The following is a 26,725-nucleotide window of genomic DNA, read 5'->3' as shown; positions in this document are numbered from 1 at the left end:
ACCTTTGTAATGATTGTAATTAAATTAATAGTATCGGGCTGGCTAAATAGCCCTCAAAACATATAATTGTTTTGGGGAGGAATCATCGATAATTCTTATCGATTTCCTCCAGCATCATCTCACGTACTGAACGGGCATCCGCACGGCCACGTGTTTTCTTCATTACCTGACCCACAAGGAAGTTCAGGGATTTTTCCTTACCTGCAAAGTAATCCTCCAGAGCTTCAGGGTTTTCTTTCAAAACTTCCTCTACAGCCTGGTCGACCACATCGCCTTCTACCTTCAGCAGGCCCTTCTCCTTTACAATGTCCATCGGGGACCCGCCTTCATCAAGGATACTACGTATGATCTCCACAGCTCCCTTTTCGGTAATCTTACCACTGACTACCAGCTCAATGATCTTCACCATATCTTCTACTGTAAAGGAAGCTATGGTGAGATCACGGTAATTGAGTTCTCCCTTGAGGACATCGGAAACCCATACCGCTGCTGCGGCAGGATCTACCTGCGAGGCAACCTCTTCATAGAAATCCGCCACCCTGATAACAGATGTTAGCGCCTTGGCATGGGTATCCACCATTCCGTAGTCCGAAATGAACCTGCTGCGCCTGGCATCCGGCAGTTCGGGAAGGGTTTCAAGGATACCGTCAACCCAGCTTCCAACCCTCATGGGTACCAGATCAGGTTCAGGGAAATAACGGTAATCGTGCTCTTCTTCCTTGGTCCTCATGGAAATCGTGACCCCGCGGGCCTCGTCAAAGTGACGTGTTTCCATAACAACCTCTTCTCCCCGCCGTTTGATATTCTTCTGGCGCATGATCTCATAGAGCAGGGCCCGTTCGGCGCCTTTGTGGGAGGATATATTCTTAACCTCGGTTCGGTCACCGCCGCCTATGGAAATATTAGCATCCACCCGCATCGAGCCTTCCAGGGTACTGTCGAAGACGTCCAGATACTCAAGGATATTACGCAGTTTGTCCAGGAAACGTCGGGCTTCCCGGGGACTGCGCATATCTGGCTCGGAAACTATCTCAATCAGGGCCATGCCCGAACGATTGTAATCAATCAATGTACCCCTGGACCTGTCAATGGAACCCATGTGCATCAGTCTGCCCGGATCTTCCTCCATATGAGCACGCCTGATACGAACGACATGTTCACCGTCCTCACCTTCAATGACCACCCTGCCGTCACTGACAATCGGGTAATCATACTGGGTGGTCTGGAAACCTTTTGGAAGATCAGGATAGTAGTAATTCTTACGATGGAACTGGGTTTGTTCCACAATCTCACAGTTTAGGGCCAGTCCGATCCTGATAGCATATTCCACAGCCCTTTTGTTCAGCACCGGCAGACAACCGGGAAGGCCCATACATACCGGACATACATGAGTATTGGGTTCTGAAGTATGATAGTCCGTGGAACAGCCACAGAATAACTTGGTAGCAAGCTTGTTTAGCTGGACATGTATCTCCAGGCCTATCATGACACCATCGGGATTTTCGTATACCATTTATACCACCGCCCCGGCCAGTTTAGTATGATGATCGGTATTTTTCTCAAAGGTATTGGCTGCTTTGAGAATAGTAGCTTCATCAAAGTAGTTTCCGATTACCTGCAGTCCTACAGGCAGACCTTCGGAAAAGCCACAAGGGACTGATATGGAAGGCACCCCTGCAAGATTAATCGGGACAGTGTTAATATCCGAAAGATACAGAGACAGTGGATCATCCATTTTTTCCCCTATTTTGAAGGCAGGTGTTGGCATTGTGGGTGCCATCAATACATCCACATCCCCAAGGGCTCTTTCAAAATCCTGTTTTACAAGGGTGCGTACCTTGAGGGCCTTTAGGTAATATTTGTCATGATAACCCGCAGAAAGAGCATAAGTTCCAAGCAGGATACGTCTTTTTACCTCTGCACCGAACTTTTCCTGCCGGGTCTTTGAGACCATCATATGCCAGTTCTCGCCTTCTGAACGGGTGCCATAGCGAGTGCCGTCAAAACGGGCAAGGTTTGAGGAGGCTTCACTCATGGCTATAATATAATACGCTGCCAGCGCATAGGGTGTGTTTGGCATGGAAACTTTTGTGTACTCAGCTCCCATATCCTCGAACTTGCCAATAGCATCCCATACCAGTTTCTGTACATTATCATCGATGCCTTCCCCGAAGTATTCAGCAGGAACTCCGATCTTTAACCCTTCCACATCGTCCTGAAGGGCATCAGTATAACCGGTATCATGTTTGACACAGGTTGAATCCCGGTTATCATATGTACCGATAACGTCCATCAGGGCTGCTACATCTTCCACGCGATTTGCCAGAGGGCCGATTTGCTCCAGGGAATTGGCATAGGATACAAGGCCGTATCTGGAAACTGCCCCATAGGTCGGTTTCAGGCCCACAGCCCCACAAAAGGCCGCCGGACAGCGCACCGAGCCACCTGTGTCCGAACCCAGCGAGACAGGAACCTGCCCTGCAGCTACAGCAGCAGCACTGCCCCCCGAGGACCCACCGGCCACTCTTTCTGTATCCCACGGGTTAAGAGTTGGACCGTAGATACTTGTTTCAGTGGAGGTTCCCATACCAAACTCATCCATGTTGGATTTACCGATTATCACTGCACCTGCCTTTCGCAATCTTTCGATCACGTGAGCATCATAGGGTGGCACATAACCCTCAAGGATGGCAGAACTGCAGGTTGTGGATAATCCCTTGGTGGAAATATTATCCTTGATTGCGATGGGCACACCTGCAAGAGGCCCTTCTATGTCCAGAGAGTCGACTTTTTTAGCCTGATCAATAGCATCTTCTGCAATACAGGTGAAAGCATTAATGTCACTTTTTTCTATTCTTTCCAGATAGAAGGCAACAACATCCTCGGCTGATGAGGAACCTATCTTGATTCTTATATCAGATAAACCATCCAGCATTTTTGGCCCTCAGATGATCTTTGGAGTTCTAATGTAGCCATCCTGTATCTCTTCAGCATTTGCAAGAATGGAATCCTGCTCCAGGGAACCTGTTGGCTCATCTTCCCTGAATACATTCATGACATCGGCAACGTGGTATGTAGGCTTGACATCCGAGGTATCCACCCCATCCAGCTGTCCGAAATAATCCAGCACAGTGCTTAGTTCCGATGCAAATTCAAAAGCATCCTCCTCATCGATGTTGACCCGTGCAAGCCAGCCGATGTGTTCTACCTGTTCCTTTGTAATCATAATATGAAGCCTCTGTAAGCGTTATATAGCGTATGTGTTACACAAAAGGTAATGCTATTAATATGTTCTTATCAGGTCTTTTTACTCCTGCGGTTTACACCATACATCTGTACCTTTTTCATCCTGGCAAGATTGAGCACCCTGTCCATCTCATAATCCTCCAGGGGCCGGGCCTCCAGGAAACCATTTTCCACAGCTTCATTGAATATCTCATAACCAATACTGGACCGGGCAAAAACCGTGGTGTAACCATCCGGCGTACCCACACCCCCGAAACTTATATCGGAATTTTCTGCCGCCATGTCGGTACAGAACTTGCATGAGGAAGACCTGTATTCATCAAATTCGGACAGAGAAAACCTGCTTACCTTGTCTGCCTGCTCAAACTCAAACTTACCCTTACGAATCTTCATTGCATCAATATCCGCAAGTCTCATTCCATGGTTTTCAACAAATTCCTTGATACCTTCGTAAGAAAATGTGTCCATACAGAATAGTCCCAGACGCAGCACATTGGCTCTCATGAACAGATGCAAAAATCCATAGGGACTGTGCTGCATCTTGTAAACTGCATCTATATTGCAACTTGGACCCACAAAAGCAATACTTCGCATACCTTGCTGGATGGCCTGCATCAACTGTTCCATTGTCATGCTGTGAGAATACATGCTACCAGAGGACTCAAGCACCTGTGCACGATCCTCAGCAATAATTGCAACCGGTTTCCAGGGTTGATCCTTTGAATGAGTGGTTACTACCGCACAATCAATCAGGCCTTCCTCCAGTCCATACACCAGCAATGCCGTAACAGCACCTCCATCCTGTCCATTGTGTTGGGGAAGCAGGCTTTTGGCACTGTATGCAAACCTGAGTTTACCCACAAGTTCCTCTTCAGTAGTAATCGTGCGAGGGCACTGGTTATAACACACGCCGCAGGACGTACATGGGCCTACTATTTTGGGACGTTTATTCTCTATTGCTATGGATTCACAGGATGCAGCACATGCGCCGCAAAGGGTACAGATACCCGGCTTGATAACATCTTTGTTAAGTTTGCCAAAAGAAACACGTTTTTTTTCGTCAAGACTGCGTTTGAGACGTATTACGCTTTTTTTCATCTCATTAAATGTTTTCAGGCATTCACTGGAGCAAAATAATAGGTCTCACCGTCATACTCCTTCTGGAAAGAAGTGTCTTCTGCGACTTCTCTTTTACAAATAGGATCCTGCTTCATTATATCCACCGCAAAAACTGTCTACAATAGGATGTCCATGCACCATTATAAATTGATGGCAGAAAACTATAATTAATCTTACTACCCAACATGAGCACATGGATGCCCAGACCAAAGCCGAATTACTGGCAACAGGAAGAGTGGCAATCGATGAAAACCTACTCGGAAAAACCATTGTTTCAAGTGCAGGACCTGGTGCCGGTAAAGTAGGTTTCTTTTTTAGTTCCGGAGGACGACGGGTAAAACTTGGAGCAGATGCAAAATCCCCTTTAAAAGCGATTGAGGAGGATGGCAATATCTGTATCTACAAAAATGAGAAACTCCTTGCCTGCGGACAAATTGAAGAAGAATTGCTTCACTGTCCCGAGCAAGCATATATCAATATGACAGAGACCTGTATATTTGACTGTAAATTCTGCCCGGTCCCAAAACTCAACGGCAGGGTCAAATCAGTGGAAGAAGTGCTGGACATGATAGAAAAAGCACATGATACAGGAAAGATGAAAGCCATATCCATCACTGCCGGGGTTGATGAGACAGTTGAAAAGGAAGTTGACAGGGCAGTTGAGGTTGTCAGGAAGTGCAAAAAGTACCATGTACCCATCGGGGTTTCAGTATATCCCACAATCAATTCCAACAAACTGCTAAGAGAGGCCGGCGCAGATGAGATAAAATATAATGTAGAGACCATGGACCGCCAGCTTTACAGCGAGCTCTGTGGCGAACAGGACCTTGATTTTATACTGGATTACCTTTCCGAAGCTGTCCGGATGTTTGGCAAGAACAGGGTTTGTTCCAATTTCATAATTGGTTTGGGAGAAGATGATGAAACGGTAATGCAAGGAATACGGGAACTTGTACGAAGAGGTGTGGTTCCTATCCTGAGACCCGCAACAAGCCATTCCCTCAGAAAGGGGGAGGTTAATATAGAGAGGCCTTCAAAGGAGCGTATCCTCAAACTCACCCGTTTCCTGAGAGAAGAGCTGGATCAAGCCGGGCTTGATACAAGACTGTTCAGGACAATGTGTCTGCCATGCACAGGTTGTGACCTGGGGCCCCATAGAGACCTGGGATGAAAACCAAGTAAAAAAATCCTGCATATTTATAAAAGATGCCAATGTGTGGAAATTAAGGAAAGTATTTATTGCAAAGGGATTCCAAGGGGTGACTATGAGTCTGTTAGAAAAACTCTATAACATCAATGTGGGCTATATCATAATAGCAGGGATTGCCCTGACTGCTCTGCTCTTTTATTTCCTTCTCCAGTATGCCGAAGAAGGGAATCTGGTACTTGTTCTATTGCTTGGTATTGCTATTGCTTTTGTGGCCACATTGATTACACGGGTATTCAAGAACCAGCGCTATTTGCAACAGCTTAAATAACATTCATTCCTTTCCCAGGCCTTTCAGGATTGCCTCCCCCCATTCAGAGGCGTTTTCCACATCATATATGTGCCTGGTAATACTTTCCTTTGATTCAAGGATTGCAAGTTTATCCTTGTGTAAAATACCCTGTTTCTCAATCTCTGCCCCTGCAATGTCTTTCAACCTGATAATTTCGGTGTTACCTTTATCCATCATGAGAAATCTGCGGTTGGTGAGCACCAGACAACCCTTTTTTTCCTTTTCAAATTTCAGGAGGGTTTCGCCCCTCAGAAAAGAAGGACGAAACAGTTCAAGATTCTCTGCAAAATTTTTCGGCTCCCTGACCGAAAGGGCCAATACCTCAGGATTTTTCTCATCGATTACGATATAGAGCAAGTTTGTATCCTGTTTCAAACCTATAATGGAACTTGCATCAATTCTCCTGATAAGTTCTTTTTTCTTTGAGAAAAGAGTGATAGTTATTTTTTCAAAATACATATGTTTCTTTGTGAGTACCAGCCATATCCTGTCTCCTTCAATTGTTGCGCTATGTCTTCCAAAAACCTCCTCCCCGGTTTCAAGCACATCAACCCCCCGTCCTTTCCGGTGGAAACTCTCCCCTTCATCAGGACAATAATGGTTAAGCATCTCGGTAAGCAGTGGGCCTTCTATCAGCTTGATGTTGTGTTTTGCCCCTTCCTTTCTTCCTTCACCGGTAAAACTGGAAGTGGTAACAATAATTACTCCATCCACATTTTCCCTGTAGGACAAACTGCCATATTCACGCACTTCCTTGACTCCGACAGGCCCTGAATAACGTTTGGCCTGGACAAGCCATCGATGGGAAAGACCAAAATTATCAATCGATATTTCGATATCTACACCACCGTCCCTGCTTTGTTGTGTCGATCGGGTATTATAGCCCATTTTATCAAAAAGGTGAGCTACGAGCCTTTCAAAATCATAAGGGACAAGATTGAGCAGTTGATTAATTTCCCACATCAAATCATTCATCCACTGTGTAGGACAGACCACATTCTGGACAGGAATATGTTACTGTTCTGGTAGCATTTTTATTTTTATTCTCTATTCTATCCATCCACGTGCCACAGGTTACACATTTCTGATCGAATATTGTGCGATTGCTTGATTTTTCACTATCTGCTTTTGTAATGGAAACCCCTCCTGGACGGGCAATTGGTGGTTGTGCACTATTTGTGAATAACCATACAAACCTTTAAATGTATGCAGTACAATAGCTAATTTATCAGAATCACAGATATAGCTTATGAAATATCTAAATAATGCGAGGGGAAGCATGGACGAACTCGAAGAAATAAGGAAGAGAAGAATGGAAGAGATAAGGACAGATCTCGAAAAGACCAACTGGCCTGCAGAAGCTATGATAGTATCAGATGCCGATTTTGAAGACTTTGTAAGCCGTTATCCACTTGTTGTAGTGGACTGCTGGGCAGAATGGTGTGGTCCCTGCAAAAGGGTCGGACCGATAATAGACTCTCTTGCCGGGCAGATGCAGGGAGACGTTGTTTTTGGCAAACTCGATACGGACCAGAATCAGGTTACTGCGAGAAAATTCCAGATTACTGCGATTCCGACCCTTCTTGTGTTCAAAAATGGGCAACTTGCAGACCGAATGGTAGGTGCATTGCCACAGGCAAGCATACAGGAAAAAATTAAATCATACCTCTGAGGGACAGATTTTATGTCACACAAACCCAGGATTGCCGAAACTCCTTCCGTAAGACTGATAGACCTGAAATCAAAATCCAATTCCTATTTCATAGTGGCCTCTGTAGAAGTGGGCAATACGACCACCAAATGCATCCTGACGGCCACAGACCTTGAAAAGGGTACAACATACCATGTGGTGAAAACCGTAAGGATGACAAGGGATGTAAGACAACCAAAACCTGGAGAGGAAATATTCGGCAAGACGCTTACAGGGGTGGAATTAAGCAGTGAATCCGTGGCAGAACTTGTCAGGAACACGCTCCTGGAGGCTGTCAAAAAAGCCAACCTCGACATAAAAAAAGATATTCATTTCGTTGTCCGATCCACCGGAGTGGTGGCCGGATTCGATGCACCGGAAGAAGTGGGAGAGTTTATCAAAGCTCTTGCAGACGGCTGCCTTATAGCGGGCGTACCTCCCAGGAACATGACGCCTCCGATGTCCCAGGATAACATAAACCCCAGATTCCAGAAGTTCAGCAAACTCAATAAAGTTATTTTTGATGGTGCAGTTGCCAGCGTTCTTCCTCCCACAGGCGCCACCGGTGTGGAAATTGTGGCCAATGAAATGGAGGGGGAACTTGCAACCGCCGGTATTAAAGAAGGAGCACAATGGGTGGATGTGGATTTCCGTAACCCCTGTTTATCGATGGACTTTGGAACCACACTCGATGGACGGATCATCAGCCCCGAAGAGCCATATGCAAAGACCATTGGCAACTTCTGTGGCTATGCCGGAGCCATTCCCGATGCTATAATCCGTGGAACCCAGCTTGTGGATTTGGAACTGGGAACCGCTCTTGATGTCTTTGACCAAAAGCCTCCGGGCATGATTACCATGTTCCTGAAGGGGAAGAAAATAAAGGAATATGCAAACCGCCTAATGGAAAAGATATCTATCGAAAAGGTACCTGAAAATGTCACCCGTTATGGAAGTGTCCCTGTAAATCCTGCCGCTGCAGCCGAAATTGGGGTCGTGCTCATTGGATGTGATGTCGGTACCAATGGTTCAAGAATGGATGAACTAACAGAGCTGGGTGCGCAGATTTACAAAGAAGAGGGACTCAAGGTCCTGTTCGCAGTAATCGATGAAGTGATGGCAGGTGTAATCTACCGTCTTGTGGAAGTGGCACAGAAAGAAGGAGTTGTATTTCCTGAAACTTCCATTGGAATCACCGGAAGGGCCGCCATATCAGGAGACAAACCCAAACTTGTCCTTGAAAAACTGGAAACACTGGGATTGGGAGATAAAATCGAAGAAAAGATCGTATTTGTCGATGACGGACTTGCCAGAGGTGCAGCGGTCATGGCAAGATGTATGAACTCTCTGGGAACGCCTCATAATCCTCTGGGTGGCCATACAGGTGGAAAATGTATCCTCAAGGACAGGATAAAATTGCAAAGCCAGTAAGTTCATTCCTCGGAGAGGGTTTTTAGAGCCTTCTCCATTGCTTTTTTATGTAATTCCGCCGAATCATGAATTCCTCCCAGCTGCCCTCTGACGGCCCTGCAAGGGTATTGCTGGATTAACAAACCTGCCTTTGCCGGGGCATCCTCCACTCTTATACCTATTAGTTTTTCCGCCATTTTCCATGTGCTGCCGCAGGGTGCGCCTTTCAGGACCCGGACATCCGATATATAGCCGTTTTTAGTGGAGACTTCGAATTCCGGAAGACCGAATACGCTGGAATATGGTGCTGTTTCTTCCTTCTCCGGAAGGGTACAGCATATCTCATCCACCTCGATATGGATACCATATTCAGAAGATATTTTGTCCAGTTCGACAAGCGGGGCCCTGGCCGAGCCCCCGGGTACGATCAATGAGGACACACCGGCTTTCCCGGCCAGGCGGGCAATCACCGGTGTAATATCGGGATGCAGAGAGTAAGTTATTATGGTGTCTGCATTAAATACATCCGGATTGATGTCCAGTTTCTTTACAAATTCTTCCGGCTCATCCAGAAAATCGGGTATCCTGGCAGGCAGGGAGGCAGTTTTTACAGTAAAATCCGAATGTTGATGGAGCGTATCTATCAATCGGTTGCCATACTTACCTCTTGTAATTACTCCTACAATGGCCATACAATGGAAAATGGAGAATATAGTTATATTATTTACCCGTAAATATTATACAGGTGAAAATATGGATGACATAGACCAATCAAAGGTATATTTTGTATGCAATACATGCAGCTTCGTATTCCAGACAGACCCCAACTTCATGCCTATAAAATGTCCCCAATGTGGCAGTGAAGACACCGTCCGTACCTGAGAGATATAAATGAAAGGAAAACTTGTCACCATCGAAGGGATCGACGGGTCGGGCAAGACCACCATAATGGAATACCTGAAACAAAATCCCCTTTATTCGGATATTATTTTTACAAGGGAACCTACAAAAGACTGGATCGGTCAGGCTGTGATGCGGGCAATCCAGTCGGACGTTGATCCCCTTGCCGAGCTCTTATTGTTCACAGCCGATCATGCAGAACACATCCGAAATACGATCAAACCTGCAATTGAAGCTGGCAGAGTGATAATTTCAGACAGGTACTCAGACAGCAGAATTGCCTATCAGTCATCTACCCTTAAGGACAGGTTCGATGAGCCGGTGGAGTGGATCAAGCAGTTGCACAAAGGATGGACCGTTGTGCCGGACCTCACTTTGCTGCTTGATATCGAACCCGAAATTGCCGTATCAAGATGTGACAGTCGTGACGCACAGACCAAGTTTGAAAAGGTGGATTTCCTTTCAGGGGTTCGCAATGTATTCCTGCAACTTGCAGAAGAAAATCCTCAGCGATTTGTAATCATAGACGCATCACAGAGTCTGGAAAAAGTGAAAAAGGAAGTAGATAAAGCCATCCAAGAACTTGAATGATCAAAGCTCATTGGAGTCGGCAAATTCGATAAGGGCCTCTCCCAGCTGTCTTGCATATTTGGGATTGAGATTAAAACGTCCCCGTTTCTGGCCCCCTCTTTCCTTTGCAATCTCCACATATTCTTTTTCATACTTTTCACTGGTTTCAAGTGAGATGGTAAGGTACCATCCTCCACCCATTTTTATTTCATGATACGCTGCTTCAACATCCTCAAATGTATTTTCATCCATAGTTATCACCTGATTTTTTTATCGTAGTTGTTTTACTGGTATAACTTGTTTGTGCACTGCCGTTGCGACAAGTGCACCTGAAATCCCGGCGTTTTCAAGTTCTGCAATATCTGCCATATCCCGCACACCACCCCCCAGCAGAAGGGGATGGCGGGATATTTCAGCAAGATGGGAAAGCATATCGATGTCCATCCCTGAAGAGGTGCCTACACGGTCCAGATCCAGATAAATTATGTCTTTTAAGGGAAACTCATTGAGTATTTCTATTGCCTGATCCGGATTTTCAGGGATATCCGATGATTTAGACAGTAATTGACCATTTTTGCGATCTATGCTCACACTTATGCGGCCCGGATACCTGGCAGCCAGCTTCCTGATCACATCCATTGGAGCCGTTTCAGTGCCCAGCACCAGAGTATCGGCAATTCGCAGCCATTTATCCGCATCCTCCTGCCTGTCTACACCGCCGTCCAACATGACTTTCGATTTGGATGAAAGGGATTTTAATTCATCAATATTCTCTTTGTTTTCCCCTTCCCCCTGCAGTATATTGAGGTCGGCAATATAGACTTCCCGGGGATTGAGAGTTTCAATAATACCAGAGGGACTGGAAGTTTCACATACCTGACTGGACAGATGAACCGCATGGTAGTTTTTCCGGTCACCTCCCCGAGCGTGGACTGCAATACCATTATATATATCCAATACAAAGACAATTCGAAACATATTTAATATGACACTTTATTCCATCCTATAAAAAAGAGGCCATTACATGAAACTGCTGGTTAGTCCTATTAATAAAGAAGAAGCAATCTCCGCCCTGAAAGGCGGTGCAGATATTATCGATGTCAAAAATCCAAAGGAAGGCTCTCTTGGTGCCAATTTCCCGGGAGTGATCAAAGGAGTAAAGGAAACTGTAGGGAACCAAAAACCCATCAGTGCGGCTCTGGGGGATTTTAACTACAAACCCGGCACCGCTGCCCTTGCTGCCTATGGTGCAGCAGCTGCAGGTGCGGATTATGTCAAAATCGGCCTGTATGATATCCAGACCGAGGAACAGGCCTATGAGATGCTTGCAGGAATCACCGAAGCTGTCAGGACAATGGACAATGTTCCGAAAGTCGTCGCATGTGCATATTCCGATTATGCGAGGATCAATTCCATCGATCCGGCTCTCTTACCGGCAATTGGTGCAAAGGCAGGAGTTGACCTGGTCATGGTTGATACGGGGGTGAAGGACGGACGTTCCACCTTCGAGTTCCTCAATGAAGCACAGCTTAAGGATTTCGTTGAAAAAGCACATGCAAGTGGCCTGGAAACGGCTCTGGCAGGCAGTATCAAATTCGATGATATAGAAGCAATAAAGAACATCAAGCCGGATATCCTGGGTGTCAGGGGTATCGTCTGTGGCGGGGATCGTAGTACATCCATCAGGCAGGAACTTGTAGAACAGCTTCGCGCCCGTCTTAGCTAATATCTTATTATATTCGTGAGTCCCTGCTTGACATACAGACAAACTTTTTCAAACAGCAGGGATATTTTTATATTATATTTATAGAGGGGAGGTAACATGTTGAGACAGAGATTTATAATGGATACCACCGGGCTTACCGATATTCAGGCCCGCCAGTCACTGGGACAGAATACCATCTGCGCAGGTATGAAAGAAATTCTGGACCTGATAGCTGATGCCCGGCTGCATCTGCAGATCAGCTGCTATGTCCCCTTCCCTTCTGTTTATAATGAACTTCAGGAATTTGCAAATAACAATAACTGTGACCCGGAAGTAGTGGCAAAGATTGATACATGGCTTGTCAAGAAAACCCCTGACAGGTATGAGGTACAGATTCCCTCCCGCATCTTCCACGAATACGTATCCTACATGAGGGAGAGGATCAACAAAGGCATGAATGTGGCAGAGGAAGCAATACGTGAGGCTTCCCGCGAATGTCTTATCCAGAATTCACAGGCAGAAACCAAACAAATGGTGGAAAGGGATATCGATCGCGAAGTAGTGGGTTCCGTTGTGAACAAATTCCGCAACAAATACCGCTCAGCCCTGCGTTACGGAATACTGGACAGTGCGCCTGATATCGATGTGCTACTGCTGGCAAAAGAACTTGATGCAGCCGTAGTTGCCAAGGATTACGGGATTCAGAAATGGGCCGAACAATTGGGAGTGAGATTTGTTCCCGCCGAAACCTTTCCCCGGATGTTGCAGGAATATCTCAGACATACATCCCGTTAAGCACCTGCCACAAAGGCAAACAATGCCATGAACATAGCCAGTTTGAAGCGTTTGGAGGAAAGGGCCGGGTCATTTTTCAGCACTGCATAGACAGCCGCTATAAAAAGAAGGTCAGCAATACCCACCAGAGGAAGGTAATATTCACCCAGTATGGAATTCAGGTAAGGGTAAGGACTGGCAGCAATACCTATCAGGGCAAGAACCGAAGCTACAAGCCCTGCCTGTTTTTTCCCGATGAGAAGGGGGAGAGTGGTTGCTCCTGCTTTTAGATCTCCCTCCATATCCTCGATATCCTTCACAATTTCCCGTGCAATTGTAGCCAGGGTTGCAAGCAGGAATAATACCGAAAGGGCATACAATCCTTCTATCCCAAATACAGCGGCACCGAAAAGAAAAGTGGAACCTGTCAGGTAACCCACCGCAGCATTGCCAAAAAAGGGAGTCGTCTTAAGACTGCGGGCATACAGGACAAGCAGGAGAGAATTGAAAAGCGCTATTAAAGCACAGACCAGATTAGTGAACCAAGCAATGGCAATTCCGACTATGAAAAGGAATGCAGCAAAGAAAAGAGCCTGTTTCTTGCTTACCCTTCCAGAGGGAATCGGCCTGTCAGGCCTGTTTATCGTATCAATAGCCACATCAAAATAATCGTTAATGGTATTGCCGGCCCCCGTTACAAGTATTACTACAATTCCCACGGACCCTGCTTCAAAGAATGGAAATGCCTGAAGGGGTTGTTCAAAAATGATTCTAAAAGCGATTAACACGCCAATCACTGCTGCAAAGGCTGCCATTGCACAATTGGCAATACGCATTAGTTGGAGATAAGCGTGCATTGAATTGGCCAGCCTTTATTTTCTTCCTGCTTCAAGCATACGATCGAGAGCTCTTTTGGCCAGTGTTCTGACCTTTTCCTCTACTCTGACCTCATATTCTTCATTTTCCAGACAAGCCAGAACAGATGCAGGGTCGATGGTTTTCATATCCGGACAGATCGCATATTCGGAACAGGGGTAAAAGTGCTTATCCGGATTTTCCTTGCACAGGCGATGCAGAAGCCCGTTTTCCGTAGCGATAATGAATTCTTTTGAACCCGAGGAGGAGCAATGTCTTGTCATTCCTGTGGTACTGAATATATGATCTGCTTTTTCAAGCACCTCCCGCCTGCATTCCGGATGAGCCAGGATCTCGGCGCCAGCATGGGCTTCTTTAGATGAGGCCACATCCGACTCACGTAACTGGTTGTGGGTCGGGCAGTAGCCATCCCACAGAATTATTTCCTTATCAGTATTTTTGGCCACATGATCTCCCAGGTTTTTGTCAGGAATGAAAAGTACTTTCGAGCAATCCAGTGAGTTGACAACTTCCACCGCATTGGCGGAGGTACAGCATACATCACTCTCTGCTTTCACCTCTGCACTGCTGTTTACATAGGACACAACCATCGCATCAGGATGTTGTTTTTTGGCTTTCCTTACCTCATCTGCAGTAGCCATTGCCGCCATCGGGCAGCGGGCAAACCTGTCGGGAATGAGTACTTTCCTGTGGGGACTCAGGATAGCAGCGCTTTGCGCCATGAAATCCACACCACAAAAAACAATGATATCAGCGGGCTGCTCAACTGCCTGACGGCTCAGGCCGAGTGAATCACCTACAAAATCAGCTATATCCTGTACATCGCCACGGCAGTAATTGTGGGCAAGGATCACCGCATTTTTTTCTTTTTTCAAGACATTAATCCTGTCTATTATAGCCTGCTTATCCTGCATATTACCACTGCAATCCCGGGATAATGAATTCCGGGCGAATACATAGATCATATAACATATAAGTTTATGCGATTTCAGGTTCCCACATTGAAGGATTGGGTCAGCTTCTTCAAGGTAGAAATTACGGAAAGAGGAGCCAGATAACTTGTTTTTGGATTTGTGGGAGAAGGCACATTTTCCACTCTGGAGGTAAACCTTCCAAACTCACCTTCTACTGCGATTTCATGGACATTTCTTGTCAGGGCAGGATTGAGCACTATCCTTACCCTAGTATTATCAAATCCAATCCCTGCAAGACTTAAAGTAGCAGCCACATTCACATTTGCAGGGAATGACTGTACCGCCTCGGCCGCAGAACCTTCAAAAAGAACAGTTCTGCCAGTTATGGAATCAATATCGATATTATTTTCAAGGACATAAGGAGCACCCCTTAATCCCCCGGTGGGTTTTTCGGTTGTCAGGGTGACTGAATGCAGAGCAGCTGCAGAAGCGGATATCAAACCATCTATCCCACAGATGGCACCTGAAGGGACGTAAATCCGGCAATTTTTTTCACGGGCTATTTTTTCGGCCATGCCAAGAAGTTGTGTGTCAGCAAAAGCCCCGACACTTACTACCATGACATCACATTTTGCATGCAACGCCGCGGGAACCACTTCATAAACCGCCTGCTGGGAAGCACATTCTACCACCAGGTCTACCTCCCTGACCATGTCAACAATTTCCATGATCTGCGGGTCAAAATTTTCCAGTGAACTTTTCACCCTGTCCAGGGATTCATTATGGCGGTCATATATAGCATAGAGTTCTGCTTCAATCTGGCCATTATCAATAGCCTTACAGATCTCGCCACCAATGGCACCACAACCGAAAACTCCTATTTTAAGCATTAATGAGACTCCTTTATGTTCTAGAGGGGCAGCACATAAAAGTATTATCATTACAAAGCCTATTAAAACTCCTCGAACATAAAGTAAATCCGGTGAAAAGGATGCTGAGAGGACAGATAGAGAACTTCATCCGCGAAGATCTGGGTTATCATGATATCTCATGCCAGATGGTGCCGGATACAATTGCAGAAGCCGTGGTTTTTGCAAAGCAGGATTGTGTCATTGCCGGTGTGGAGATTGCAGAGGCCATTTTTGATTATTTTGATATCGAATATACAAGAAAGGTTGCAGACGGGGAAAAAGTCCGGAATAACGATGTGATCTTTGAACTTAAGGCAGACACAGTATCCTTATTACGTGCTGAAAGGTTGAGTTTGAATTTCCTGGGACACCTGAGCGGTATTGCGACCCTTACAAGAGATTGCGTGGAAGCTGTAAATGAGTGTTCTGAAGCAGTTGTGGCTGCAACCCGTAAAACAACTCCGGGAATCCGGGAATTCGAAAAACTGGCTGTAATCGCGGGTGGAGGGGATCCCCACAGGTTCAATCTTTCCGATTCCATCATGATAAAGGACAATCACAGGAATATAATGGGCCTGGAAAATGCAATTCTTAAAGCAAAGGAAATGGCAAGTTTTACGCAAAAAATAGAAGCTGAAGTTGAATCCACAACCGATGCCATTCTGGCTGCAAAGATGGGAGTGGACATCATTATGCTGGACAATATGTCCCCTTCAGAAATAATATCAACCGTGGAAAAGTTACGTCACGCAGGATTAAGGAATAAGGTAATCGTAGAGGTGTCGGGAGGGATAAACACCGAAAACCTTGCCGAATACGCAAAAACCGGAATTGACGTAATCTCTATGGGATCTTTGATCCATAAAGCACAATGGGCCGATCTGAGTATGGAGATGAAAGAGTCTTTTATGTCATAAACTTTATATTGGTTTCCAGTAGTGTATTTAGGCAGTATTCAGATAACAAATTATAAAAAAATCGTGGCGAGGGGAACATGAAATTCAAAAAAATGATAGTATGCCTGCTCTTGATAGCAGCCTTGTCCTCAGTGGTATTTGCGGGCTCTGCCTCTGCAAAAAGTGTTCTTTATGAAGGAGATATACAAGCCGGTGACGGGTACCAGATAAACAATCATGTAATAGATGTAGCCGATGTGTTCCCTTCAGAAGACTATGCATCGTTTTATGTGTATGAGAAGGACACTGAATTGATGGACAAAGGGCTGGATATTAACGACACTTTTACCTTTGAAATCGATAATGAAGAAGTTGAAGTGAAACTTCTTGATACAAAGACAGGTACTTTACCCCGTGCCGAAATAGCCATCACAATTACCGATGAGGACATAATCAATACAAAGGGAGTTGTCGATGGAGGCCATGAAAAGGCGGAATTTTCCGGTACACCCATTATTGAAATTACCAAGAGTGTAAGTTCTAATACCATACAAGCAGGTGATTCAGTAACAGTTACTGTCAGGGCAGAAAACAAAGGGGATGACGAGGCAACTGACCTCAGGTTTTCCAACAACCTCCCCGAGAAATTCATCCTGGAGGAAACTTTCGTAAGCCAATCCGGGGAGATGTCCCTGGACGTTGGGGAATCACAGCAAATCTTTGTCTATCGCATCACGTCAACAGAACCCGGCACATTTACACTCAAACCTACTACTGCAACCTTTTCCAACAATGCGGGAGTTGATTTCCCGCAGACAAGTTCCAACACTCCTACAATCACAGTGGAAGGCGAACCTGCAGCCATGGCAGATGTGGAAGTTTCGGCAGACCTTCAGGAACCTGTTATACCGAGAGGGGAGAGTACTGAAGTAACATTACTCATAAGAAATAACGGCGAAGGAGATGCTGAAGCAGTTTCCGTGGACATCCAGCTTCCTGATGGGCTTGAATATGAAAGCGGGGACAGTGAGATTGAGATTATCAGTGGTACTCCCACAATATACCTGCAAACCCTGGGAGTGCAACAGGAAAAGGAATTCACATTCAACGTCAATGCAGAAGAAATGGGAAGTTATCCGGTAACAGCCTCCTATTCCTACATCAGTGCTGAAGACCCTGAAGCAGAAGAAATAAACAGTGAAACAACAACAAATGCACTGGAAGTCACAAAAGGCAAATACGATGTGATCTTCGAGCAGCCGCTATATGTATATATCGTGCCTGTAGTCATCATCCTTGGGGCAGCAGCATGGATATATTACCGCCGCCAACAATACCGCTTTTAAATATCATCCGGAGGAATTAATTGCTCAACATACTTATGGTCGGAAACGGACAGTGTGGCAACCGTATTCTGGACTCTATAAACAGGCAGGCATTCGGCTCCAAAAGTCGGTTTGCCAAATTCTATTCAAAACAACAGTATAAAAGTAATGTACAAACCCTTGCCATAAATACTGCCGTAAACGACCTCAAGGAAATGAAATATACCAAGGCAAAGGATCGAATCCATATACCTCACCTGCACGGGGTTGGTGCAAACAGAAACGTGGGAAGGAAAGTTTTTGACGAAAATAAATCCCAGATAATGCGCAACCTCGATGAGAGAGGTAGTTTCGATCTTGCTTTTGTTATAACTTCTGCCTCCGGGGGCACAGGATCATCTTTTACTCCATCCCTTATTCGGGAATTGAAAGAACAAAATGATTATCCGGTATATGCAGTCGTTGTCCTGCCTTTCAGGGAAGAAGGGACACTTTACCTGCAAAATGCCGCATTTGCCCTCAAGGATATAAGGGAAAGTGGGGTTGACGGGATAATCCTTGCAGATAACCAGTACCTCAAACAGATGGGGGGGGACGTGGAATCTGCCTATGATTCCATAAATGAGATGATCGCAAAGAGGCTAATATTCCTGCTGGATTCCCTGGACAGTGAGATGATGATGGTCACAGACCTGGGTGATTTCAAGACGGTCATGAGCGGAGGAGCCGGGATTGCAACCATTGGTTACTACGAAGCAGACGGGGAAGTACCTATCAGAACAGCCATCCAGAAGGCTGTATCCCCAAGCGGATTACTGTTTAATACCAATGTTTACGAGGAAGCAAGCAGGTCCATGATGATCATCAGGGGTGACAAGAGTTACCTGAGTATCGATGAAATCTCTACGGAAGTTGAGAAACTTTCTGATTCAGTAGGCCATGTTTTCAAAGGAATAATCGTCCGCAAAGGTGAATACCCCCGCGTACTGTCTGTCCTTACCCTTGAATCCGCTTCCGAGCTGGAAGAACTTTATCATCTTGCAGTCGATGCTATCAATATCGAAAAAGAGAAAAAAGAACGGGTCCAGAAAGACAAGGAAGTCGATAAGGCATTCTCCCAGATAGAAGGTCTGGAACCGCATTACTGACATGAGGTGCAATGTTTCCAGGAAGAGACATGCCACAAGCAGACAATATAATCGAAATCCGTGGGTTGGAAAAAGTCTATGGAGATGGTGTCGAGGTAAAGGCGCTTGACGGACTGGACCTTGATGTGAAAAAGGGAGAATTCCTTTCCATAGTTGGCCCTTCCGGATCCGGCAAAAGTACCCTGCTCCACATGATAGGTATTCTGGACACGCCCACAAAAGGCACTATCCTGATTGACGGCCAGGATGTCACCAGCATGGATGACCGGCAGCGATCCAGTGCACGAAACAAATTGCTTGGCTTTATTTTCCAGTATCATCACCTTTTACCCGACTTCACCGCACTGGAAAATGTAATGATGCCTCTTTTGATAGCCGGCAAGAAAAAGGATGAAGCTACCAGAGAAGCTGAAAAATTGCTCAATGAAGTTGGATTGGAAGACCGGCTTCATCATTTTCCGGGCCAGCTTTCAGGGGGACAAAACCAGCGTGTCGCCGTTGCAAGGGCACTTGTCAACAACCCAAAAATCGTTATCGGAGACGAACCTACCGGGAATCTGGACAGTAATTCCAGTGACAAGGTCTACGAACTATTAAGGAAACTGAACCGGGAATTTAACCAGACATTCATCCTGGTGACCCATGAGGAAAACATGGCCCGCAAAACCGACAGGATCGTCAGAATCGTAGATGGCAAAATTACTGAATAAGGGAATAACATGGAATACAGAGAAGGAAAGATAGGAAGGGTATTTGTCCTCAGGGTAGATGACGGTGAAGACATAATAGAAAGTATAACGGCCCTGGCAGAAGAAAAAACTATAGAAAAAGCATTCCTTTTCATGCTGGGAGCATGCAGGACTTCAAATCTGGTTACCGGCCCACTCAAAAATATGATACCTCCAGAGCCCATATGGAATTCATTTGTGGATCCGCACGAAATAATCGGTATTGGCAACATAATGCTTGAGAATACAAAACCCGTAGTTCATCTCCATACCGGTCTGGGCAGGGATGGAAAAGCCAGTATCGGATGCATGCGAAAGCACAATGAAGCCTTCATGGTAACGGAAATTCTTCTTCTTGAAATTGACGGAATGAATGCTTTGCGCAAATTTGACAGTACAAGAGGATTTGCTCCTATCAATTTCGGGGAAAAAGAGAATTAAGTACAGATCTGTTTTAGCCTATTGAACGCGTGGGATTTACACTCTATTTCGGACGATATGTCATTTTCCATATTTTTTATGAATGTATCAAAAGTTAATTTTAATTTATAGTAACGCCGAGGCCTACCCCTATCCTTTGATAACTTCTGATCCCAGGACTCCACTATACCTTTTTTGCAGAGAGGCTTCATGGCAACACTTACCTCTGGTTGTCTCAGGCCGGTGAGATTTTCAATCTGGCTTGAGGTAAGCGAATCACCATCAATAAGGCAGGCCATAGCTAGAGCTTCTATCCGGGACAGGGAGAGGTTTTGGAGTAAATCTGCAATCTCCCTCTTGCCGGAATCTAGCTGTATGAAAGCAACGTCATTCATAAAGGAAGAAAAATGGCTCCATTAATATATATTTTATGAATGCATTATACGTAAATACGTACAAAACATTAACAACGAAGATTTCAGGGACAAGAATATTATATATACAGTAATTTCCTATTCAGTAAACAAAGTCCAAGGCGGAATTATCATGAGTTACAGGGCAGAAGAAGCAGGATACCGGATAGAAAAGATTCATGCAAGAGAGATATTGGACTCCAGGGGAAACCCCACAGTGGAGGTTGATGTGTTCACGCCAAAGGGTTTTGGCAGGGCCAGTGTCCCTTCAGGAGCTTCCACAGGAACAAATGAAGCCATTGAAATGCGGGATAAGGAGGATGAACGCTACAATGGTAAAGGTGTCCTCGATGCCGTGGACAATGTCAATACAACAATAGCCGGGGAATTGACGGGTTATGATGTGCGCAGCCAGAGGGAGATTGATGGGTTAATGATAGCCCTAGACGGAACCGACAACAAGATAACTTTCGGTGCAAATGCCATCCTGGGTGTTTCAATGGCTGTTGCCAATGCAGCTGCAGATTCGCTCAATATGCCCCTGTACAGGTATCTTGGAGGATCTAATTCCTTTACACTACCCGTTCCTACAATGAATGTCCTCAACGGTGGCAAACATGCAGGCAATGGTCTGGCGATCCAGGAATTCATGATCCAGCCCAAAGGAACTGATACTTATTCAAATGCCCTGCAGATGGGAAGCGAGACCTATAGTGCCCTGGGAAAGGTCCTGGAAGACAAATATGGTGCTTCTGCAACCAATGTGGGATATGAGGGAGGATATGCTCCACCCATTGACCAGACAGTGGATGCCCTGGATGCTCTGGTAAGTGGCATCGAAGAAGCGGGATATACCGAGTCCGAGGTGACCATCGGGATGGACGCCGCTGCCTCTGAGTTTTTCGATGGGGAAAACTACAATATCGACGGGACCACCATGACCGGAGCAGAACTTACCGATTTCTACGTCGACCTGATTGACACATACCCTATAGTAATGATTGAAGATCCCTTCCATGAGGAAGCCTTTGAGGATTTTGCAAACCTCACCAATGAAGCCTGGGAGACAATTATTGTGGGAGATGACCTGTTTGTCACAAATGTTGCAAGGCTTGCTAAAGGCATCGAGATGGAAGCTGCAAATGCTCTTCTGCTCAAGGTAAACCAGATCGGTACTCTTTCTGAGTCATTTGATGCTGCAAGCATGGCATTCCGCAGCGGCTATAATGTAGTGGTAAGTCACAGGTCTGCAGAAACCGAAGACGCAATGATTGCAGATATTTCAGTGGCAATCGGAGCGGATCTTATCAAGACCGGAGCTCCGGCCAGAGGGGAAAGAACTGCCAAGTACAACCAACTTCTGCGTATTGAAGAAAACCTGGGAGATGCTGCACGTTATGTGCAGCTCTGAAACTTTATGTTCGAATTCAGGATTGCCCGCAGGCATATCATTTCAAAACAGCGCAATACATTCTTTTCCATCCTTGCTGTAGCCCTTGCTGTAGTGGTAATTGTAGTCCTGATGTCCCTTATGACCGGATTTACCGATGAACTGATAGAAAAGACAGTGGAAAACTCTCCTCATATAGTGGTGTATCCTGCAGAGGACAAAGATGCAGGTATACATCTCTATGATTATTATAAGTCTGTAATCGAAAGTACACCTAACGTTATTGCTTCTTCTGCATACCTTGAAAAACAGGCCGTGATTACATACCGGGATAATTCCGCAGGGATCAACATATTTGGAGTGGATCCTCCGGATGAAGACAGTGTGATGCACATTAAATCCGATATTGTGGAAGGAAATTATGAAGAACTTTCCAGAAATGGCAAAGGCATCCTTATCGGGGATGACCTGGCTGATGATCTGGAAACAAGACCTGGTGAGTGGCTACAGATAACCTCCCCTCAAGCAGGCGAGGTTTCCCTGAAAGTTATCGGGATTTTTGACAGTGGCACCGGCCGGGACAAAAGTGTTGCCTATGCAAGACTGGAGACGCTGCAGGATTTTTATGATGAGAAGGGAACAATCACTGCAATATCCATGCGCCTCACAGATCCCTATAAGGCAGAGACAACCGCTTCTGAAATTGAAAAAGAAACAGGTCTGAGGGCTGATAGTTGGATTGAGATCAACAGTCAACTCCTGGAGTTACTCAATACCCAGAAGGTGCTTGTGTGGCTTTACTATATCCTGATCTATATTACTGCAGGGTTTGGTATCGCCAATACACTGATCAATATTGTCATGGACAAGAAAAGCGAGATCGGAATGCTCATGGCAATGGGCACTTCCAGGAAAAGCATCACTAAAATATTCCTGATAGAATCTACAATACTGGGAGCTTTTGGCCTGCTACTGGGTCTTGTACTGGGATATTTTACAGCTGTGGCAATTGGATCCTACGAAATAGAATTGCCTGCCGAAATGTATCTGGGCCTTACACGCATGCCCATGAAAATTGAGGCAATGAATTTCTTTTATGCCTCCATTTTTGCTTTTATAATAAATATGATCGCCGGGGTCTATCCGGCAAGAAAGGCATCAAAGCTGGATCCCGTGGAAGCCATAGAAAGTATATGATTCAGAAATCAAGAAGGGAACTCTGGTTGCCGTTTTCAGGAAGTTTCTCCTTTTCAGGTTCCCTTATTTCAGCATTCATCTGACAACCGTTGTCGGCAGGTTTGCTTTTTGAAAAATCAAAAAGCCCCTTTTGCCTGGAGTCATGATCCAGGGTCGCTATATTCACACCGAATACCGAAAGGATGCGTTCCACCGGTGGAAGGAGCTGTTTCTGGATATAGTAATCAACATCCAGGGCTATGTTGTGCTGCCTGACATACTCAGGGTCTTCCGCGCGATTTACAAAAAGGTCCTTGCCCGCAACTATCACAAAGGGAATTCTCTCCCCGATGGAAGGACGCATGCCGGTACGCTGTTCTATCTTTTCCACAACTGTGAGATGAGGTTGTTTGTTCTTGTAGCTTGAAGGACTCTTGGAAAAGGTCTTTGTCAGTACCAGATCATCAATAATATCAGAATCCCGGGTGACATCCAGGTTGCGCACCCTGTCCACTGTGGATTTCACATGTTCCACTGCCTTTTCTACATTACCTTCTTTCAGGACATATTCCAGTACCCGGTTTAACATATTGGATGTCAGCTCACACCAGTCACGCCTGACAGTTTCCAGACCCTTGACCTTGATCTTATCTTTCCAGCCATCACCCTCAGGTTCAAACAGCCATTGTGCATAGCGTTTTTTGCTACAAGCAAAACACGCCTGGCGGTGGCTTCGAACTCAAGTTCCATGGGGTCCGGCAGGGATGCGGTTACCAGCGAAGCAACTTTGCTGCCCACACGGGCAGATTCCTCCAAAGTCAGGTCATCAGGAGATATTTCCGTGTTATCCCTATCCATACAGTGCACAAAAACACTGTCCGTATCCCCGTACACAATGGAGAGGTTCACTTCTTTGTCATCAGGTCCAATCTCGCCTGCTTCATCCCTGAAATAGACCTCGTCATTCCTGAGCACCACACTGCCTATCTGGCTGCAGACAATCTCTTCTGTGCGGGAGATATTTTCCCTGCCAATACTTGTTACTGAGCCGGCCATTCCCAGACTGTACAGACGGGCCCGGGCATAACCTGAATAGCCATAAAAACTGTTGAGCAGGATTTTCAGGGCAAGCTGGGTGGCATCAAGGACACGGTGTTGATTTTCATCCCGGGTCTTTTTCATTATTTGCTTGGTCTCACTGCGCCTTCTCAAAAGGTCCTCGAGTACCGAGGGTACTATGCCTTTGTATAGATGGGGTTTGACAAATTTATCCCCGGTAGGAGAGACTATAAGGTCATCTGCTTGTAAATTGGTGTTTTCCACAACGGTAGTATAGCAGAGATTGTGGGCCATTATAATGGTGGGATAAAGTGACTTATAATCCAGCACAAGAACGTTTTCATGTAACCCCTTATGAGGCTCAAGGACTGCCCCTCCTTTAAGATTCTCATTCAGCTTCCTTCTTTGCTGGGATGTATGTTCATCGGGTTTGGATGACATGACCCTGTTCTGCTTGCCATATTCACTCAGGAGTAACTGTTCGACCATATTGGTCTGGCCACCGCTTATAACGTCCTGAAGCAGAGTTCCGCTGACCTGGGACACAGCTATATGTTTATCAAGTAATTTTAGGTGCAGGAGCAGTTCAAGGGCAAGCTCTGAGTCACGTCTGGCATAATTAATAAATTCATAGAGTTTGGCACCATTGTCTTCCCAATATTCTTCCATGTCCTGAGGGGAAACATCCAGTTTTTCCTTGCCGAGCAATTCATGAGAGACATTCCTGAGTGTATAGCGTTTCAGGCTGAATTCCTGTCTGATAAGGGGCAAAACATCGACTACGGCCCTGCCGGTGATATCAACCATTGTGCGAGTGCCTATTCTCCTGTAACCCAGGCTCCTGCCATCCCTGCCGACATCGGATATTATCCTGTGGCCATTTTTGTTGAGAATGGATACACGATCTGTTACATAGGGAATATCAAAATCATTGCTGTTGTAGCCGGTCACTACATCGGGATCGTATTCCCTGAAGATCTCAAAAAACCGGGACAACATGGAAGCTTCATCCTGACAGGCTTCCACATCAGTATCCACGCCATCAGCAGGTTTGGCTATCAGGACTATGGTTTCTTTACCCTGATAGGCCGGTGCACAGGATATACTGATCATTATAACGGGAGAGGTTTCAGGAGTGGGCATATTGCCGTCCACTGGTAAACACTCGATATCAAAGGCCAGGTGTCTCAGGGGTGCAGGTTCCTTTCTTTCAAATTCTTCCACATCCTCACTGCTGCAGGTTATATTGCAGAGGGGGAGGTCCTGCAGGCCACCCTGGGGGGTCAACCGCATCCAGCCCATCCCATGCAGGTCCCTGTCGATTAGAAAGCGGTTCCTGAATAGGATGTCTGCCTCGTAGATCTCTTTTACAGCAGGCATGGCGGCTATATCATCCCTGATCTCCGGCACGTTACCCGGATCATGGGTAATTATCTTTAACATGCGGGTGAATGTGGTCTGGTAGCCTACCGGTTCAAACCTCTCAACCTGTTCAATGGCTTTTACCTGCTCGAATTGTTGTTTGATATCAGATGCAACCTGTTCCAGATCTGCATTACAGTTGACATAAAAGTAAGGTTCAAAGCCGGGTACCTGACAGCATATACTTTTACCTTCTGAAGAACGCCCAAACAGGCGGATTACAGGAGAGTTGTCCTGTCTGAAGTAGTCGGCATCTATGAGCTGGAACTCTAACTGATCAGGTAGGTTTGTGGTCATGGTTTTCACTGTGAATGGGTAATTGATTATGGATATGCTATATGAGATTTCTTATTTATAACTTGAACCCAATGACATACCTATAAAAGACAAAGTGTCTGGAATTCCTACCAAACAATCACTGGATTAAAAGAGCAAAGAAAATATTTTAAGATTTCACAGCGAAGTCACTTTTTGACTCTGCGATGAAACCTGCAACCATAGTCGAATATGATTTGCTTTGCAGTTGCCTTTGCAAACTCTTCTTTTGTCATGGATGCAAGTTTTTCAACTTCCTTTCCACCCAATCATTCATTCACTCGTGTTCCATAATCAGGATCTGCCTTGCAGAGCTTAGAGGACAGTCTGAGTTGGATGCACTTTTGTGCATCGATAAACTGTAAGAGCCTAAAAAAAGGGCAGCGTTTCAAATTTCTAGTTAACATTAGAAGACTTCTCGAAAAAACTAATTAAATAATAGACAAACTAGATATTTGATTATACCCTCACACCAACTAAGAGTTCTAGTTTTTATCTATTAATAGATTTTGGAGTCCTGTAAGAAGTCCTCTAAAAAGACAGTTTGAGAAAGAAAATCTCTATGTTTAAAAAAAAATATAATGATAGGAGAGTAGAGATACCAAATAACATCTGGAAAACAGATTAATCAAGAAAGAGAATTTCTGGAAATTTAACATTGATTCAAAAAGGCTGCTAGAAATAAAGCATTATTAATAATAATTAAGTGTCAATAAGTTGAGTCAGCAGCGATGCATAGTTCCCAAAGGCTCTCGCACTTTAGTACAGTATACAACGCTGGCAGGCTTATCTTCTGTGTTCGGGATGGGTACAGGAGTT

At 45.4% G+C, this 26,725-nt stretch carries 27 protein-coding genes, 1 pseudogene and 1 other annotated feature; of the genes and pseudogenes, 15 read left to right on the top strand and 13 right to left on the bottom strand.

Translation table 11 applies throughout. The features are described 5' to 3' along the window. Positions 1-82 precede the first annotated feature (82 nt). The 4 genes from gatB to C9889_RS06185 all read right to left on the bottom strand — a co-directional run bounded on the left by gatB (position 83) and on the right by C9889_RS06185 (position 4,344). Positions 83-1,513, bottom strand: a complete 1,431-nt coding sequence (gatB, locus tag C9889_RS06200) for an Asp-tRNA(Asn)/Glu-tRNA(Gln) amidotransferase subunit GatB (RefSeq protein ID WP_129598026.1) — start codon at positions 1,511-1,513, stop codon at positions 83-85. After that, on the bottom strand, positions 1,514-2,935 hold the full coding sequence (gatA, locus tag C9889_RS06195) for an Asp-tRNA(Asn)/Glu-tRNA(Gln) amidotransferase subunit GatA (RefSeq protein WP_129598024.1): 1,422 nt from the start codon (positions 2,933-2,935) through the stop codon (positions 1,514-1,516). It abuts the gene before it with no gap. Between the two features lie 9 nt (positions 2,936-2,944). After that, complete coding sequence (gene gatC / locus C9889_RS06190) at positions 2,945-3,226, bottom strand: Asp-tRNA(Asn)/Glu-tRNA(Gln) amidotransferase subunit GatC (protein WP_129598022.1); 282 nt, start codon at positions 3,224-3,226, stop codon at positions 2,945-2,947. Positions 3,227-3,297: 71 nt separating this feature from the next. After that, a complete protein-coding gene (locus C9889_RS06185) occupies positions 3,298-4,344 on the bottom strand; it encodes a Coenzyme F420 hydrogenase/dehydrogenase, beta subunit C-terminal domain (protein ID WP_129598020.1) in 1,047 nt (348 codons plus the stop codon). Between the two features lie 214 nt (positions 4,345-4,558). Between C9889_RS06185 and C9889_RS06180 the strand changes: the two genes are divergently transcribed. Together C9889_RS06180 and C9889_RS06175 are read left to right on the top strand one after the other, a co-directional pair. Then, positions 4,559-5,536 carry a radical SAM protein gene (locus C9889_RS06180; RefSeq protein ID WP_129598018.1) on the top strand — a complete coding sequence of 326 codons (978 nt, stop codon included), beginning with the start codon at positions 4,559-4,561 and terminating at the stop codon, positions 5,534-5,536. A gap of 94 nt (positions 5,537-5,630) precedes the next feature. Next, complete coding sequence (locus tag C9889_RS06175; RefSeq protein ID WP_129598017.1) at positions 5,631-5,843, top strand: hypothetical protein; 213 nt, start codon at positions 5,631-5,633, stop codon at positions 5,841-5,843. 3 nt (positions 5,844-5,846) lie between these two features. Here C9889_RS06175 and C9889_RS06170 read toward each other — a convergent pair whose 3' ends face one another. Then, positions 5,847-6,827, bottom strand: a complete 981-nt coding sequence (locus C9889_RS06170; RefSeq protein WP_225420111.1) for a restriction endonuclease — start codon at positions 6,825-6,827, stop codon at positions 5,847-5,849. A 316-nt stretch (positions 6,828-7,143) separates the two neighbouring features. On the opposite strand from C9889_RS06170, the gene trxA reads away from it, so the two are divergent. Beyond that, on the top strand, positions 7,144-7,536 hold the full coding sequence (trxA, locus tag C9889_RS06165; protein WP_129598013.1) for a thioredoxin: 393 nt from the start codon (positions 7,144-7,146) through the stop codon (positions 7,534-7,536). Positions 7,537-7,548: 12 nt separating this feature from the next. Beyond that, positions 7,549-8,985, top strand: coding sequence for a methanogenesis marker 14 protein (locus C9889_RS06160; protein WP_129598011.1), 1,437 nt, complete (start codon positions 7,549-7,551; stop codon positions 8,983-8,985). A 2-nt stretch (positions 8,986-8,987) separates the two neighbouring features. Here the strand turns inward: C9889_RS06160 and C9889_RS06155 are convergent, their stop codons facing one another. Then, a complete protein-coding gene (locus tag C9889_RS06155; RefSeq protein ID WP_129598009.1) occupies positions 8,988-9,656 on the bottom strand; it encodes a DUF166 domain-containing protein in 669 nt (222 codons plus the stop codon). Positions 9,657-9,717: 61 nt separating this feature from the next. On the opposite strand from C9889_RS06155, the gene C9889_RS10790 reads away from it, so the two are divergent. Further along, entirely contained in the window at positions 9,718-9,846 is a 129-nt protein-coding gene (locus C9889_RS10790) for a hypothetical protein (protein ID WP_263853985.1), read from the top strand. 9 nt (positions 9,847-9,855) lie between these two features. Further along, positions 9,856-10,455 carry a dTMP kinase gene (tmk, locus tag C9889_RS06150; RefSeq protein ID WP_129598008.1) on the top strand — a complete coding sequence of 200 codons (600 nt, stop codon included), beginning with the start codon at positions 9,856-9,858 and terminating at the stop codon, positions 10,453-10,455. Here tmk and C9889_RS06145 read toward each other — a convergent pair whose 3' ends face one another. Further along, positions 10,456-10,686 carry a hypothetical protein gene (locus C9889_RS06145; protein ID WP_129598006.1) on the bottom strand — a complete coding sequence of 77 codons (231 nt, stop codon included), beginning with the start codon at positions 10,684-10,686 and terminating at the stop codon, positions 10,456-10,458. Between the two features lie 18 nt (positions 10,687-10,704). Further along, complete coding sequence (locus tag C9889_RS06140; protein WP_129598004.1) at positions 10,705-11,412, bottom strand: HisA/HisF-related TIM barrel protein; 708 nt, start codon at positions 11,410-11,412, stop codon at positions 10,705-10,707. A gap of 46 nt (positions 11,413-11,458) precedes the next feature. Here C9889_RS06140 and C9889_RS06135 point away from each other — a divergent pair, with 46 nt between their 5' ends. Beyond that, positions 11,459-12,160, top strand: a complete 702-nt coding sequence (locus tag C9889_RS06135) for a (5-formylfuran-3-yl)methyl phosphate synthase (RefSeq protein ID WP_129598002.1) — start codon at positions 11,459-11,461, stop codon at positions 12,158-12,160. Positions 12,161-12,256: 96 nt separating this feature from the next. Continuing rightward, complete coding sequence (locus C9889_RS06130) at positions 12,257-12,934, top strand: RNA ligase partner protein (RefSeq protein ID WP_129598000.1); 678 nt, start codon at positions 12,257-12,259, stop codon at positions 12,932-12,934. Here the strand turns inward: C9889_RS06130 and C9889_RS06125 are convergent. The 3 genes from C9889_RS06125 to C9889_RS06115 form a co-directional block, all read right to left on the bottom strand. Then, positions 12,931-13,782, bottom strand: coding sequence for a geranylgeranylglycerol-phosphate geranylgeranyltransferase (locus tag C9889_RS06125; RefSeq protein ID WP_394342251.1), 852 nt, complete (start codon positions 13,780-13,782; stop codon positions 12,931-12,933). The two genes, C9889_RS06130 and C9889_RS06125, sit on opposite strands and share 4 nt — an antisense overlap. A 3-nt stretch (positions 13,783-13,785) precedes the next feature. Continuing rightward, complete coding sequence (nadA, locus tag C9889_RS06120; RefSeq protein WP_129597995.1) at positions 13,786-14,703, bottom strand: quinolinate synthase NadA; 918 nt, start codon at positions 14,701-14,703, stop codon at positions 13,786-13,788. Positions 14,704-14,777: 74 nt separating this feature from the next. Next, the gene (locus tag C9889_RS06115) at positions 14,778-15,593 is read right to left on the bottom strand and encodes an aspartate dehydrogenase (RefSeq protein WP_129597993.1); all 816 of its coding nucleotides are present in this window, start codon (positions 15,591-15,593) and stop codon (positions 14,778-14,780) included. A gap of 101 nt (positions 15,594-15,694) precedes the next feature. Between C9889_RS06115 and nadC the strand changes: the two genes are divergently transcribed. The 5 genes from nadC (at position 15,695) to C9889_RS06090 (ending at position 20,152) form a co-directional block, all read left to right on the top strand. Then, positions 15,695-16,531, top strand: a complete 837-nt coding sequence (nadC, locus tag C9889_RS06110) for a carboxylating nicotinate-nucleotide diphosphorylase (protein ID WP_129599462.1) — start codon at positions 15,695-15,697, stop codon at positions 16,529-16,531. A gap of 77 nt (positions 16,532-16,608) precedes the next feature. Continuing rightward, entirely contained in the window at positions 16,609-17,856 is a 1,248-nt protein-coding gene (locus tag C9889_RS06105) for a COG1361 S-layer family protein (RefSeq protein WP_129597991.1), read from the top strand. Positions 17,857-17,876: 20 nt separating this feature from the next. Then, a complete protein-coding gene (locus tag C9889_RS06100) occupies positions 17,877-18,983 on the top strand; it encodes an FtsZ/tubulin family protein (protein ID WP_129597989.1) in 1,107 nt (368 codons plus the stop codon). Between the two features lie 29 nt (positions 18,984-19,012). Continuing rightward, positions 19,013-19,693: an ABC transporter ATP-binding protein gene (locus C9889_RS06095; RefSeq protein WP_129599461.1), complete on the top strand. Its 681-nt coding sequence runs from the start codon at positions 19,013-19,015 to the stop codon at positions 19,691-19,693. Between the two features lie 9 nt (positions 19,694-19,702). Further along, positions 19,703-20,152, top strand: a complete 450-nt coding sequence (locus C9889_RS06090) for a PPC domain-containing DNA-binding protein (RefSeq protein ID WP_129597987.1) — start codon at positions 19,703-19,705, stop codon at positions 20,150-20,152. Here C9889_RS06090 and C9889_RS06085 read toward each other — a convergent pair. Beyond that, entirely contained in the window at positions 20,149-20,526 is a 378-nt protein-coding gene (locus C9889_RS06085) for a transcriptional regulator (protein ID WP_129597985.1), read from the bottom strand. The genes C9889_RS06090 and C9889_RS06085 overlap by 4 nt on opposite strands. A 151-nt stretch (positions 20,527-20,677) precedes the next feature. Between C9889_RS06085 and eno the strand changes: the two genes are divergently transcribed. Together eno and C9889_RS06075 are read left to right on the top strand one after the other, a co-directional pair. Next, entirely contained in the window at positions 20,678-21,955 is a 1,278-nt protein-coding gene (gene eno / locus C9889_RS06080; RefSeq protein WP_129597983.1) for a phosphopyruvate hydratase, read from the top strand. A gap of 6 nt (positions 21,956-21,961) precedes the next feature. Beyond that, positions 21,962-23,131, top strand: a complete 1,170-nt coding sequence (locus C9889_RS06075; RefSeq protein WP_129597981.1) for an ABC transporter permease — start codon at positions 21,962-21,964, stop codon at positions 23,129-23,131. A gap of 1 nt (position 23,132) precedes the next feature. Here C9889_RS06075 and C9889_RS06070 read toward each other — a convergent pair. Next, positions 23,133-25,549, bottom strand: a pseudogene (locus tag C9889_RS06070) (DNA-directed DNA polymerase). A gap of 1,087 nt (positions 25,550-26,636) precedes the next feature. Then, positions 26,637-26,725: a sequence feature (5S ribosomal RNA rRNA prediction is too short), on the bottom strand.

This window comes from Methanohalophilus profundi, assembly GCF_004137855.1.
Lineage (GTDB): Archaea > Halobacteriota > Methanosarcinia > Methanosarcinales > Methanosarcinaceae > Methanohalophilus > Methanohalophilus profundi.
This window is presented reverse-complemented; position numbering and strand designations above follow the sequence as displayed.